Annotated in this window: 10 protein-coding genes; 7 read left to right on the plus strand and 3 right to left on the minus strand. The window is 61.6% G+C overall.

Annotation, left to right across the window (positions count from 1 at the left end; genetic code table 11):
- Positions 1-24 precede the first annotated feature (24 nt).
- Entirely contained in the window at positions 25-2,778 is a 2,754-nt protein-coding gene (locus AB1J88_RS28435) for a response regulator (protein ID WP_430292723.1), read from the minus strand.
- A gap of 217 nt (positions 2,779-2,995) precedes the next feature.
- Here AB1J88_RS28435 and AB1J88_RS28440 point away from each other — a divergent pair, with 217 nt between their 5' ends.
- The 7 genes from AB1J88_RS28440 to AB1J88_RS28470 all read left to right on the plus strand — a co-directional run bounded on the left by AB1J88_RS28440 (position 2,996) and on the right by AB1J88_RS28470 (position 11,476).
- Positions 2,996-3,718, plus strand: coding sequence for a response regulator transcription factor (locus tag AB1J88_RS28440; RefSeq protein WP_041067521.1), 723 nt, complete (start codon positions 2,996-2,998; stop codon positions 3,716-3,718).
- A complete protein-coding gene (locus AB1J88_RS28445) occupies positions 3,705-5,129 on the plus strand; it encodes a histidine kinase sensor domain-containing protein (RefSeq protein ID WP_430292590.1) in 1,425 nt (474 codons plus the stop codon). Before AB1J88_RS28440 ends, AB1J88_RS28445 begins: the two co-directional genes overlap by 14 nt.
- A 212-nt stretch (positions 5,130-5,341) precedes the next feature.
- Complete coding sequence (gene cysM, locus AB1J88_RS28450) at positions 5,342-6,244, plus strand: cysteine synthase CysM (RefSeq protein ID WP_041067515.1); 903 nt, start codon at positions 5,342-5,344, stop codon at positions 6,242-6,244.
- The gene (gene rlmD / locus AB1J88_RS28455; protein WP_430292591.1) at positions 6,244-7,620 is read left to right on the plus strand and encodes a 23S rRNA (uracil(1939)-C(5))-methyltransferase RlmD; all 1,377 of its coding nucleotides are present in this window, start codon (positions 6,244-6,246) and stop codon (positions 7,618-7,620) included. The genes cysM and rlmD overlap by 1 nt, the downstream gene beginning before the upstream one ends.
- A gap of 101 nt (positions 7,621-7,721) precedes the next feature.
- Entirely contained in the window at positions 7,722-9,965 is a 2,244-nt protein-coding gene (gene relA, locus AB1J88_RS28460; protein WP_041067509.1) for a GTP diphosphokinase, read from the plus strand.
- Between the two features lie 108 nt (positions 9,966-10,073).
- Positions 10,074-10,907, plus strand: a complete 834-nt coding sequence (mazG, locus tag AB1J88_RS28465; protein WP_430292593.1) for a nucleoside triphosphate pyrophosphohydrolase — start codon at positions 10,074-10,076, stop codon at positions 10,905-10,907.
- A 26-nt stretch (positions 10,908-10,933) separates the two neighbouring features.
- Complete coding sequence (locus tag AB1J88_RS28470; protein ID WP_007968960.1) at positions 10,934-11,476, plus strand: DUF2058 domain-containing protein; 543 nt, start codon at positions 10,934-10,936, stop codon at positions 11,474-11,476.
- Positions 11,477-11,546: 70 nt separating this feature from the next.
- Here the strand turns inward: AB1J88_RS28470 and AB1J88_RS28475 are convergent, their stop codons facing one another.
- Together AB1J88_RS28475 and fabB are read right to left on the minus strand one after the other, a co-directional pair.
- On the minus strand, positions 11,547-11,735 hold the full coding sequence (locus AB1J88_RS28475; protein ID WP_003227153.1) for a hypothetical protein: 189 nt from the start codon (positions 11,733-11,735) through the stop codon (positions 11,547-11,549).
- A 386-nt stretch (positions 11,736-12,121) separates the two neighbouring features.
- Positions 12,122-13,342: a beta-ketoacyl-ACP synthase I gene (gene fabB / locus AB1J88_RS28480; RefSeq protein ID WP_003227152.1), complete on the minus strand. Its 1,221-nt coding sequence runs from the start codon at positions 13,340-13,342 to the stop codon at positions 12,122-12,124.

Raw genomic sequence — 13,342 nt, forward strand, 5'->3', positions numbered from 1 at the left:
TGCGAACGCCGGTATTGCCATGGGTCAGGCGCTGATTCTGGCCTGGGTCGCGAGGCGATTGATCGCCCGCTCCAATTCCTCCAACGCCGCCGGTGCTTTCGGGTCGCCCTGTTTGAGCAGGGTTTCACTGCGCTGGCAGGCCGCGCGCAATTGCGGCACGCCGCAATACCGGGTCGCGCCGTGCAGGCGATGCACGCGCTCGATCAGTGCATTCTGATCGCGGGCTTCACTGGCGGCGCGAATCGCTTCGCGGTCGGCTTCCAGCGAGGCAAGCAGCATCGCCAGCATGTCCGCCGCCAGATCGGCCTTGCCGGCGGCCAGGCGCAAGCCTTCTTCGTGGTCGATCACGGGCAGTTCGTTGCTGCCCGTCGCACTCTCGCTGGCGCGCTCCGCGCCTTGATTGCGCAAGGCCAGCCCCGTCCATTTCAGCACCACTTGCGCCAGTTGCCGCTCGCTGATCGGTTTGGTCAGGTAGTCGTCCATGCCACTTTGCAGCAAGGCGCGTTTTTCGTTGGCCATGGCGTGGGCGGTCAGGGCGACGATCGGCAGCGGTGTGCAATGCCGTTCGCTTTCCCACTGGCGGATGGTTTCGGTGGTCTGGCGTCCGTCCATGCCCGGCATCTGTACGTCCATCAGCACCAGATCGAAGGATTCGCTCTGCACCGCTTTGACTGCTGCGTAGCCGCTTTCCACGGCCAGCACCTTGGCGCCCATGTCTTCGAGCAGCGTCTGCACCAGCAACAGGTTGGCTGGGTTGTCGTCGACGCACAGCACTTTCGGAGCACGGCTCGACAGCGGTTCGCCTGGTTCATTGCGCGGCTGGCGCGGGTTGGCCAGATCCGCCAGCGCCCGACGCAATTTGCGCGTGCAGGCCGGTTTGGCTTGCAGCTGACTGTGCGGGTTGGGCACCGAGAGATGGAACAACGTCTGTTCGGTGGTCGGGCACAACACCAGCACTTTGCAACCGAGGTGTTCCAGATCCCAGATGTGCTGGTTCAGGCGCTCCGGGAGCATGTCGTTGCTGGTGATGCCGAGCACCGCAAGGTCGATGGCCTGATCGGTCTGGTGCGCGCCGGTGACGCCGTTGGTCAGGCTCTCCAGGGTATTGAATGGCGTGACATCGAGGCCACAGTCTTCCAGTTGATGCTGCAAGGCCTGGCGCGCCAGTTCGTGATTTTCCAGCACCGCCACGCGGCGTCCGAGTAGCGGTGGGGCCGGCAAATCTTCGGTGTCGTCGCGGGTTTTCGGCAGGCTCAGGCTGATCCAGAACTCCGAGCCTTCGCCCGGGGTGCTGTCGACGCCGATTTCGCCGCCCATCTGTTCGATCAGGCGCTTGGAAATCACCAGACCCAGACCGGTGCCGCCGGGCTGGCGCGACAGCGAGTTGTCGGCCTGACTGAACGCCTGGAACAACGCGCGCACATCCTGACTCGACAGGCCGATGCCGGTGTCCTGAATGCTGATGCGCAGTTGCACGCTGTCTTCATGTTCTTCTTCAAGCATGGCGCGCGCGACGATGGTGCCTTCGCGGGTGAACTTGATCGCGTTGCTGACCAGGTTGGTGAGGATCTGTTTCAGCCGCAGCGGGTCACCGACCAGCGACAGCGGCGTGTCGCGATAGACCAGGCTCACCAGCTCCAACTGCTTGGCGTGCGCCGCCGGCGCCAGAATCGTCAGGGTGTCCTGCAACAGGTCGCGCAGGTTGAACGGGATATGGTCGAGCACCAGTTTGCCGGCCTCGATCTTCGAGAAGTCGAGGATCTCGTTGATGATCCCGAGCAGGCTGTCGGCGGACTTTTCGATGGTGCCCAGATAGTCGAGCTGGCGCGGGGTCAGCTCGCTTTTCTGCAACAGATGCGTGAAGCCGAGAATGCCGTTGAGCGGCGTACGGATTTCGTGGCTCATGTTGGCGAGGAACTCGGATTTGATCCGGCTCGCCTCCAGCGCTTCTTTGCGCGCCAGGTCCAGTTCGATGTTCTGGATCTCGATGGTTTCCAGGTTCTGCCGCACGTCTTCGGTGGCCTGATCGACGCTATGCTGCAATTCTTCGCGCGCGTTCTGCAGGGTCCCGGCCATGCGGTTGATGCCCGAGGCCAACTCGTCCAGCTCCTGGCTGCCGAGCGGTGGCAGACGGGTTTCCAGATGACCGTCCTTGAGTTGCGCGACGGCGTGTTTGATCTGGCTCAACGGGCGGTTGATGGTGCGGCCCATGCGCAAGGCGAGCAGGGCCGCGCCGGCGAGGCCCGCGGCGATCAGCAGCAGGCTGGCAAACAGACTGCGATAACCGCGCAGCAGCATGCCGTTGTGCGACAGCTCCAGTTCGACCCAGCCGAGCAGGCGCTCGGATTCTTGCGGGATCACGTCGCCGGCGAGGTTGCGATGCTTGCCGAACACCGGCATCAGATAACGTGTGGCGTCATTGCCGCTGCGCCGTTGCAGTTGTGCACTGTCGCCACTGGGGGCTTGATTGAGCATGGTCGGACCGGCGTGCGCCAGCGGTGTGCGATCAGGGGCGAGGAAGGTGACGGCGCGCACGTCAGGCTGTTCCAGCGATTGGGTGGCGATGCGTTCGAGCAGATCGGTGTTGCCGTGGCCCATGGCGGGCGCTACCAGCGGCGCCAGTTGCTCGGCGATCATTTCACCGCGTTGCATCAGTTGGGTCTGCAAATCGGACTGTTGCATCCAGGTGAAATAGCCACCGAGCACCAACGCCATCAGGCTGGTGGGCAACAGGGTCAGCAACAATACGCGACCTTTGATTCCCAGTTTCTTGAGCACACCCATCTCCTGCATCCCGCTGAACTGTTGACTCGCACGTGCGTCCGGCACGCGACATTGGCGCAGTGTAGCGATTTGCAGGCAGGCAATCTTCGGAAAAATCATCTCGCCCTCGGCCGTCAGGGCGAGGCGCGTTTGTCCGGCCGGTCAAGCTTGGGTTGCCCGATGGCGGGCAATCTTGAATAATCGGCCAACTGAGAATTATTTGCAGATACTCATGACTCCTGTTTCCACCGACCTGCCACGCATTCTTGCCATCGAGGACGACCCGGTGCTCGGTGCCTATGTTCACGAACACCTGGGCCGGAGTGGCTTTGCGGTGACCTGGTGCCAGAACGGGCAGGAAGGGCTGAACATCGCTCGCCATCAGCCGTTCGACGTGGTGCTGATGGACATTCTGTTGCCCGGGCTCGATGGCCTGAAGGTGCTGACGCAGTTGCGCCAGAGCCATTCGACGCCAGTGCTGCTGATGTCGGCGCTGGGCGCCGAGGCCGATCGCATCAGCGGCTTTCGTCTGGGCGCCGATGATTACCTGCCCAAGCCGTTCAGCATGGCCGAGCTGCATGTGCGGATCGAGGCGATCCTGCGCCGGGTGGCGCTGGATCGGCGTCCGGCAGCGATTGCCCCGGCGGCGATTCATGGCGCGCTGCGTTTCGACGAAGAACAGTGCGAGGTCTTCTATAACGCGCAAGCTGCCGGTTTGACCCGCAGCGAATACCGCTTGCTGGAAACCCTCAATCGCAACGATGAAGAAGTCCTGAGCAAGGCCTTCCTGTATCAGCACGTGCTGCAACGCGGCTACGCGGCCCACGACCGCAGCCTCGACATGCACATCAGCCAGATCCGCCGCAAACTCAAGGCCATCGGCTACACCGAACGAGAAGTGCGCACGGTGTGGGGCAAGGGTTATGTGCTGAGTGCGCCCGATGAAAGTCTCTGACTTGCCGGGGCGGCATTCGCTGTTCTGGAAACTGGCGTGTCTGCTGGTGGCGTTCTGTCTGCTGATGATCTGGCTGAGCTGGTCGTGGGGGCGCTACATGGAGGAGCGCAACCAGTTCCTCTCCGACGAGGCGCGCGGCACCCTCAGCCGTTATGCCGGCGAGGCCGAGCGGGCGTGGCAGCGCGGTGAGCGCGACGGTGTCGATAACTGGTTGCAGAGCATGGAGTTGCGCGAGGCGGCCTGGGTCGGGGTGATCGACCGCAATCTGCAATCGTTGAGCAGCGAGCCGCTGGATGAACAGGAAATCCAGCACCTGACCTTTTTGCGCGGCCTCGACTGGCCGATCCACAAAAAGGGCCGGCCGTGGCTGCGCGTGCCGTTTCCGAAGGACCCGTCCGCCGGCAGTCTGGTGATCGAACTGCCCGAGCGATTCCTGCCGGGGAAATACCGGGTGTTCTGGCGGGTGATCACCAACGGCTTGATTCCGGGGCTGTTCACCTTATTGCTGTGCATTGGCCTGTATCGCTTGCTGGTAGTGCCGTTGAATAACTTGCGTGAGCAGGCCAACGCCTGGCGTGCCGACCAATTGCATGTGCGTCTGTCGAGCGGCATCACCCAGCGCCCGGACGAGCTCGGCGAACTGGCCCGGGCCTTCGATTCGATGTCCGAACGTCTGCAATCCACCGTCGCCCTGCAACAGCAATTGCTGCGCGACCTGTCCCATGAACTGCGCACGCCGCTGAGCCGGCTGCGGGTGGCCAGTGAAAGCGAACAGGATCTACGGCAACTGCGCGAGCGCATCAGCCGTGAAGTCGACGGCATGCAGCGACTGGTGGAAAACACCCTGCAACTGGCGTGGCTCGACACCGAGCGTGCGCCGCTGCCTGACGAAGCGATCCAGATTCAGGCGCTGTGGGAAATGCTCACCGACAACGCCTGTTATGAAAGCGGCTGGCCGAGCCTGCAATTGCAGTGCGCGGTGCCGGCGTCGTGCTGGGTGCGCGGCAACCTCAATACTTTGGCGCAGGCGCTGGAGAACATTCTGCGCAACGCCATTCGGCATTCACCCGAGGGCGGCATCGTGCGCCTCGATGGACGGCGTGACGGCGATTACTGGCATTTGTGGCTGGAGGATCAGGGCGGCGGGGTGGCCGAGGGCGATCTGCAACGGATCTTCTCACCCTTCACCCGCCTCGACGGCTCACGCCCGGGGGATGGCGGGTTTGGGTTGGGGTTGAGCATTGCGAGGAATGCGGTGCAGCGTCAGGGCGGGATGGTGTGGGCGGAGAATACCGGGGCGGGGTTGCGCCTGAATCTGCGCCTGGTGGCGGATGACGCTGCACTCAGTTCCGACGCCATCGCTGGCAAGCCAGCTCCCACAGTGAACTTCTGTCAGACAAATACCGTGTGAACACCTGAAGCCCTGTGGGAGCTGGCTTGCCAGCGATAAGGCCATTTGCATCACTCTGGAAACTTCAGAACTGCCCGATCATTTGTCTCACCACTGGTGAGACTTTTACTGCTTATTCCCAGAAACCATAAGCACCGCACTTTGCGTGATATGGCCTGCGAACGTTTGCCGGTATGATAGGCGCCCCCGCACGTCTGGATTGCGAATACGCCATGACCCTGCAGTACCCAACCATCGCCGATTGCGTCGGCAACACTCCGCTGGTGCGTTTGCAGCGCCTGCCCGGTGCCACCAGCAACACCCTGTTGCTCAAGCTCGAAGGGAACAACCCGGCGGGTTCGGTCAAGGACCGTCCGGCGCTGTCGATGATCACCCGTGCCGAACTGCGCGGGCAGATCCACGCCGGCGACACGCTGATCGAAGCGACCTCGGGCAACACCGGGATTGCGCTGGCCATGGCCGCCGCGATCAAGGGTTACAAGATGATCCTGATCATGCCGGACAACTCCAGTGCCGAACGTAAAGCGGCGATGACCGCTTACGGTGCCGAGCTGATTCTGGTCAGTCAGGAAGAGGGCATGGAAGGCGCTCGCGATCTCGCCCAGCGGATGGAAGCCGAAGGCCGTGGCAAAGTGCTTGATCAGTTCGCCAACGGCGATAATCCGGAGGCGCACTACACCACCACCGGCCCGGAAATCTGGCGTCAGACCCAGGGCACCATCACCCATTTCGTCAGCTCGATGGGCACCACCGGGACCATCATGGGCGTGTCGCGCTACTTGAAAGAGCAGAGCGACAGCGTGCAGATCATCGGGCTGCAGCCGATGGAAGGTTCGGCCATTCCCGGCATCCGTCGCTGGCCGCAGGAATACCTGCCGAAGATCTATCAGGCCGACCGCGTTGACCGCATTGTCGACATGGCGCAAAGCGAAGCCGAGGACGTCACCCGACGTCTGGCCCGCGAAGAAGGCATCTTCTGTGGCGTGTCCTCGGGCGGTGCGGTGGCAGCCATGCTGCGCCTGTCCAAAGAAGTTGAAAACGCGGTGATCGTCGCGATCATCTGCGACCGTGGCGACCGTTACCTGTCGACCGGCATTTTCGACGCGGCCAACTGATGGCCAAGCATGAGAGAGGCCTGCGCTTCCAGCCCACCGGCGGCAGCAAGGCCGCGCAAATCCCGACCGGCAAAAAGCAGCGCTTGAACATCGAGCGCCTGGCCAATGACGGTCGCGGCATCGCGTTTTTCGAAGGCAAAACCTGGTTCGTCCTCGGCGCCCTCGCCGGTGAAGAGGTCGAGGCGCGGGTGCTTGGCGCCCGCGGCAAAGTGGTTGAAGCGCGCACCGAGCGCGTGTTCAAGGCCAGCGAGTTGCGTCGCCCGGCAGCCTGTCAGCATGCCGGCCGCTGCGGCGGGTGCAGCGTGCAACACTTGCCCCATGCCGAACAGCTTGCCCTGAAACAGCGCATGCTCGCCGAGCAGTTGTCGAAGGTTGCAGGCGTTGCGCCTGAAGAATGGGCGGCGCCGTTGACCGGCCCCGAGTTCGGCTACCGCCGCCGCGCGCGGATTGCCGTGCGTTGGGACATGAAGGCGAAAAAACTCGAAGTCGGTTTCCGCGCCGCCGGCAGCCAGGACATCGTTGCCATCAACGAATGCCCGGTGCTGGTACAGCCCTTGCAGCCGATCATGACCCGATTGCCGGAGATGCTCCGTCGTTTGAGCAAACCGCAAGCGCTGGGGCACGTCGAGTTGTTCAGTGGTTCTTCGCTGGCGGTGTTGTTGCGCCACATGGCGCCGTTGTCTGAAGCCGACCTGACGATCCTCAAGGAATTCTGCCAGTTCCATGACGCGCAACTGTGGCTGCATGGCGACGGCGAGCCGCAACCGGTGGATGCCACGCAGTCTTTGGGTTATCGCCTGGAACAGTGGGATCTGGATCTGGCCTGGCGGCCGGGGGATTTCATCCAGGTCAACGCCGGGGTCAACGAGGCGATGGTGGCGCAGGCACTGGACTGGCTGAAACCGACCGGTGACGAGCGCGTGCTCGACCTGTTCTGCGGTCTGGGCAACTTCGCCTTGCCGCTGGCCAAAAGCGTGCGTGAAGTGGTGGCGGTGGAGGGCGTGCAGACCATGGTCGACCGTGCCGCTGCGAATGCCGCTAGCAACAATTTGCATAACACAAAGTTTTTTCAAGCCGATTTATCCCAGCCTTTGACCGATGTCGAATGGATCGGAAACGGCTTTTCTGCGGTACTCTTGGACCCACCGCGTGACGGTGCTTTCGAGGTGGTAAGCAAGCTCGCGACCCTGGGTGCCGAGCGGTTGGTTTATGTGTCGTGCAACCCTGCAACTCTGGCGCGCGATACGGTCGAATTGATCAAGCAGGGCTACCGGTTAAAACGTGCCGGGATTCTCGATATGTTTCCTCAGACGGCGCATGTCGAGGCCATGGCGTTATTTGAAGCGAGCCAGGATGGCTCGTCTGAATCCGTCTGATCTGTCCGCGCAGCGCTCGCTTCAGCCCCGCGAGCGCAAACGGGCATTAGGGATCAGCGATTTGACGCATTGAATCTGCGTCGTAGGGAAGGTAAAGCAGCATGGTACAGGTGAGAGCACACCAGCCGATCAACACCGACGGCAGTATCAATCTCGAGGCTTGGCTCGATCACGCGGTCAGTGTCGACATGGCACTGGATCGCGAAGCCTTGAAAGAAGCCTGCGAGTTCGCTCGCGAGGCCGAACAGCAGTCCAATGCCAAGAAGAACCTCTGGGCCGAGGGCAGCGGCAGTTTCAGTACGGGCCTGGAGATCGCCGAGATTCTCGCCGACCTCAAGCTCGACCAGGACTCGCTGGTCGCGGCGGTGCTGTACCGTGGCGTACGTGAAGGTCAGATTGAACTCGCGGCCGTCAGCCAGCGTTTCGGTCCGGTGGTGGCCAAGCTGATCGACGGCGTGCAGCGCATGGCGGCGATCAGTGCCAGCCTCAGCCCGCGCCAGTCGATGGTAATGGGCACCCAGGGCCAGGTGGAAAACCTGCGCAAGATGCTGGTGGCGATGGTCGACGACGTCCGCGTCGCGCTGATCAAACTGGCCGAACGTACCTGCGCGATCCGTGCGGTAAAAACCGCCGACGACGAGAAGCGTAACCGCGTCGCCCGGGAAGTCTTCGACATCTATGCGCCGCTCGCGCACCGACTCGGCATCGGCCATATCAAGTGGGAGCTGGAGGACTTGTCCTTCCGTTACCTGGAACCCGATCAATACAAACAGATCGCCAAGCTGCTCCACGAGCGGCGGCTGGACCGTGAGCGCTTCATCAGCGATGTGATGACCCAGCTCAAGGATGAATTGCAGGCCACCGGCGTCGACGCCGACATCAGCGGCCGGGCCAAGCACATCTATTCGATCTGGCGCAAAATGCAGCGCAAGGGTCTGGAGTTCAGCCAGATCTACGACGTGCGCGCGGTGCGCGTGCTGGTGCCGGAAATGCGCGACTGCTACACCGCGCTCGGCATCGTCCACACCCTGTGGCGGCACATCCCGAAAGAGTTCGACGACTACATCGCCAACCCGAAAGAGAACGGCTACCGCTCGCTGCACACGGCGGTGATCGGTCCGGAGGGCAAGGTGCTTGAGGTGCAGATTCGTACCCACGCCATGCACGAGGAGGCCGAGCTGGGCGTGTGCGCGCACTGGCGCTACAAGGGCACCGACGTCAAATCCGGCTCCAACCACTATGAAGAGAAAATCTCCTGGTTGCGGCAGGTCCTCGAGTGGCATGAAGAACTGGGCGACATCGGTGGTCTGGCCGAACAGCTGCGGGTCGATATCGAACCGGATCGGGTCTACATCTTCACCCCGGACGGCCACGCCATCGACTTGCCGAAAGGCGCGACGCCACTGGACTTCGCCTACCGCGTGCACACCGAAATCGGTCACAACTGCCGTGGCGCGAAGATCAATGGGCGGATCGTGCCGCTCAACTACAGCCTGCAGACCGGTGAACAGGTCGAGATCATCACCAGCAAGCACGGTACGCCGAGCCGCGACTGGCTGAACCCGAACCTGGGCTATGTCACCACCTCCCGGGCGCGAGCGAAGATTGTTCACTGGTTCAAGTTGCAGGCCCGTGATCAGAACGTCGCGGCGGGTAAAACCCTGATCGAGCGCGAACTCAATCGCCTCGGTCTGCCGGCGGTGGATTTCGACAAGCTGGCCGAAAAGGCCAACATGAAAACCGCCGAAGACATGTTCGCCGCCCTCGGTGCCGGCGACCTGCGTCTGGCGCAACTGGTCAACCTGGCGCAGCAACTGGTCGAGCCGGAACGCGGCAACGAACAACTGGAGCTGATTCCGCGCAAAGCGACCGGTTACAAGCCGGGCAAGCGTGGCGATATCCAGATTCAGGGCGTCGGCAACCTGATGACGCAGATGGCCGGCTGCTGCCAGCCGCTGCCGGGCGACGCGATTGTCGGCTACATCACCCAGGGCCGCGGCGTGAGCATTCACCGGCAGGACTGCGCCTCGGTGCTGCAACTGGCCGGGCGCGAGCCGGAGCGGATCATCCAGGTCAGTTGGGGCCCGGTGCCCGTGCTCACCTATCCGGTGGACATCGTCATCCGCGCCTACGACCGTTCCGGTCTGCTGCGTGACGTCTCGCAGGTGCTGCTCAACGAGCGCATCAACGTGCTGGCGGTCAACACCCGCTCGAACAAGGAGGACAACACCGCGCTGATGTCCCTGACCATCGAGATTCCGGGTCTGGATGCGCTGGGGCGTTTGCTGGGGCGGATTTCGCAGTTGCCGAACATCATCGAAACGCGGCGTAACCGTACCCCATAACGCGGTCCCCTGTAGGAGCTGCCGAAGGCTGCGATCTTTTGATCTTGAAAATCAAAATCAAAAGATCGCAGCCTTCGGCAGCTCCTACACGGTTGAGTGAGATTTTGTATGTACAGCCTTAAAGACCTGCTCCACCTGATGAATCGCCTGCGTGACCCGCAGTACGGTTGCCCGTGGGACATCAAGCAAACCTACGCAACCATCGTCCCGCACACCCTCGAAGAAGCCTACGAAGTGGCTGACGCCATCGAGCGCGGTGACTTTGATCATTTGCAGGGCGAGCTGGGCGATCTATTGTTTCAGGTGGTCTATTACAGCCAGCTGGCCCGGGAAGAAGGGCGCTTCGAATTTGCCGGGGTGGTCGACAGCATCACCCGCAAGCTGATCCGCCGTCATCCACACGTCTTCCCCACCGGCGATCTGTATGCGCCGCTGGATGTGCCGCGCCTGAGCGAAGAACAGGTCAAGCAGCGCTGGGAAGAGATCAAGGCCGAAGAACGCGCCGAGAAATCTGCCGCGCCCGAGCAGCTGTCACTGCTCGATGACGTGCCCGCCGCATTGCCGGCGCTGTCGCGTTCGGCCAAGTTGCAAAAGCGTGCCGGGCAGGTCGGTTTCGACTGGCCGGATGCCCTGCCGGTGCTGGACAAGGTGCGCGAAGAGCTCGATGAAGTGCTCGAAGCCATGTCCGAAAATGATCCGCAAGCGGTGGCCGACGAGATCGGCGACCTGCTGTTTTCCGTGGTCAATCTGGCCCGGCATCTGAAGGTCGATCCGGAAACCGCGCTGCGTGGCGCCAACGCCAAGTTCGAACGACGTTTCCGTTTTATCGAACAGGCATTGCGCGACACCCGTCGTCCCATGGAAGATTGCACCCTCGAAGAGTTGGACGCCCTGTGGGGTGAAGCCAAACGCCAGGAAAAGAATCTGCCCAGCTGCGGCTGAGCCGTTGCCCAAGTGAGTAAGCATTAATGAGCCTTTCCCTTCGCGACCAGTTGCTCAAAGCAGGCCTGGTCAACCAAAAGCAGGCCAAGCAGGTCAGCAAAGACAAGCAGAAACAACAGCGCCTGGCCCACAAAGGGCAGGCCGAACTGGATGATTCGCAGCAGCGCGCCGCTCAGGAAGCCATGGCCGAGAAGGTCAAGCGCGACCAGGAGCTGAACCGTCAGCAGCAGGAAAAGGCCGAGGCCAAGGCCCGCGCCGCGCAGGTCAAGCAGTTGATCGAAGTCTCGCGTCTGCCCAAGCTGACCACCGAGGACTACTACAACTTCGTTGACGACAAGAAGGTCAAGCGCATCTCGGTCAACACGCTGATGCGCAACAAACTCAGCAGCGGTTCGCTGGCGATCGTGCACCATGCCGGCGGTTACGAAGTGATCCCCCGTGAAGCGGCCCTGAAGATCCAGGAGCGCGACCCGCAGCGTATCGTGCAGCTCAACGTGCAGACCGAGGAGGTCAATGCCGAGGACGATCCGTACGCGGCCTATCAGATCCCTGATGACCTGATGTGGTAAACCGATAAAGCTGTAATAACGACAAACCCCGCTCATGGCGGGGTTTGTCGTTTTCAATGCTGTGGTTGCTTCAGGCGGATTTCAGATCCCGCTGCTGTTCCTGCAGTTCAAGTTCGGCCTTGTAGTTGTGGGCGTCGATCTCGTTGTGGAACATGCCGACCAGCAAGTCTTGTTGATGCACATCCCAGATCCGTACACCGGCGGCTACGCCTTCATGGGACATGTGTGAATCGTCGCGTTCAGTTACTTTTACAGTCATCTGCTAGCTCCAAATCTCAAGTTATCTGCAGCAAGGCGTGTGCAGGACTCTTTTATATGATTTGTTAGCTTGCTAAGTAAACGCTTGATTTGCGCAAGGTGTTGTTGCGGTTTTTGCAACAGTGCTGCAGCCCGCGTAATCCGCGACATTCGGTCGCAGGGCGGGGAGTTTCATGACAGAAGTTTCATCTTGGAGGCTACTGATGTCCTCTGTAGGAGCTGCCGCAGGCTGCGATCTTTTGACTTTGATTTTTAAAGACAAGATCAAAAGATCGCAGCCTTCGGCAGCTCCTACAGGGCTTATGCATTACTCAGTCATTTCTGCAGGCCAAAAAAAACGCCCCGAACCAGTCGGGGCGTTTTCCTGAGTGGCGCAAGCCTGGGGAATTACTTGCCTTCCCAGCGCTTCAGTACCAGCGTGGCGTTGGTGCCGCCGAAGCCGAAGCTGTTGCTCATCACGGTGTTGATGGTGGCGTTCTCGCGGGTCTTGGTCAGCACCGGCAGATCGGCCACTTCAGGGTCCAGCTCGTCGATGTTGGCGGAACCGGCGATGAAGTTGCCTTCCATCATCAGCATGCAGTAGATCGCTTCGTGAACGCCAGCGGCGCCCAGGGAGTGACCGGACAGGCTCTTGGTCGAGCTGATCGCAGGCGCTTTGTCGCCGAACACTTCACGCACACCTTTCATTTCCGCGACGTCGCCGACCGGGGTCGAAGTGCCGTGGGTGTTCAGGTAGTCGATCGGGGTGTCGACGGTGGACATTGCCATCTGCATGCAGCGGATCGCGCCTTCGCCGCTTGGGGCAACCATGTCGTAGCCGTCGGACGTGGCGCCGTAGCCAACGATTTCGGCGTAGATCTTGGCGCCACGGGCCAGCGCATGTTCCAGCTCTTCAACCACGACCATGCCGCCACCGCCAGCGATGACGAAACCGTCACGGTCGGCGTCGTAGGCGCGGGAAGCTTGTTCCGGGGTGTCGTTGCGCTTGCTGGACAGGGCGCCCATCGCGTCGAACAGGAACGACTGGCTCCAGTGCTCTTCTTCACCACCACCGGCGAAGACGATGTCCTGCTTGCCCATCTGGATCTGTTCCATGGCGGTACCGATGCAGTGAGCACTGGTGGCGCAGGCAGACGCGATGGAGTAGTTCAGGCCCTTGATCTTGAACGGCGTGGCCAGGCATGCGGAAACGGTGCTGCTCATGGTCCGCGTTACACGGTATGGGCCGACGCGCTTCACGCCTTTCTCGCGCAGGATGTCCAGCGCTTCCATCTGGTTCAGGGTCGACGCGCCGCCGGAACCGGCGATCAGGCCGGTACGCGGGTTGGACACTTGCTCTTCGGTCAGGCCGGAGTCAGCAATGGCGTCTTTCATGGCCAGGTAGGCGTAAGCCGCTGCATGGCCGACGAAACGATAGATCTTGCGATCGATCAGTTCTTCAAGGTTGAGGTCGATGGAGCCGGAAACCTGGCTACGCAGACCCATTTCAGCATATTCCGGGTTGAACCGGATGCCAGGGCGGCTTGCACGCAGGTTAGCGGAGACGGTCTCTTTGTCATTGCCCAGGCACGAAACAATGCCCAGACCAGTGATAACGACGCGGCGCAT

This window comes from Pseudomonas sp. S8, assembly GCF_050473925.1.
Classification (GTDB): domain Bacteria; phylum Pseudomonadota; class Gammaproteobacteria; order Pseudomonadales; family Pseudomonadaceae; genus Aquipseudomonas; species Aquipseudomonas parakoreensis.

Bases quoted from the DNA above. Each gene is read 5' to 3' on its own strand.
- AB1J88_RS28475 (WP_003227153.1), bottom strand. From the start codon at position 11,735: ATGACTGTAAAAGTAACTGAACGCGACGATTCACACATGTCCCATGAA.
- rlmD (WP_430292591.1), top strand. From the start codon at position 6,244: ATGGCCAAGCATGAGAGAGGCCTGCGCTTCCAGCCCACCGGCGGCAGC.
- AB1J88_RS28445 (WP_430292590.1), top strand. From the start codon at position 3,705: ATGAAAGTCTCTGACTTGCCGGGGCGGCATTCGCTGTTCTGGAAACTG.
- mazG (WP_430292593.1), top strand. From the start codon at position 10,074: ATGTACAGCCTTAAAGACCTGCTCCACCTGATGAATCGCCTGCGTGAC.
- AB1J88_RS28470 (WP_007968960.1), top strand. From the start codon at position 10,934: ATGAGCCTTTCCCTTCGCGACCAGTTGCTCAAAGCAGGCCTGGTCAAC.
- cysM (WP_041067515.1), top strand. From the start codon at position 5,342: ATGACCCTGCAGTACCCAACCATCGCCGATTGCGTCGGCAACACTCCG.
- fabB (WP_003227152.1), bottom strand. From the start codon at position 13,342: ATGCGCCGCGTCGTTATCACTGGTCTGGGCATTGTTTCGTGCCTGGGC.
- AB1J88_RS28440 (WP_041067521.1), top strand. From the start codon at position 2,996: ATGACTCCTGTTTCCACCGACCTGCCACGCATTCTTGCCATCGAGGAC.
- relA (WP_041067509.1), top strand. From the start codon at position 7,722: ATGGTACAGGTGAGAGCACACCAGCCGATCAACACCGACGGCAGTATC.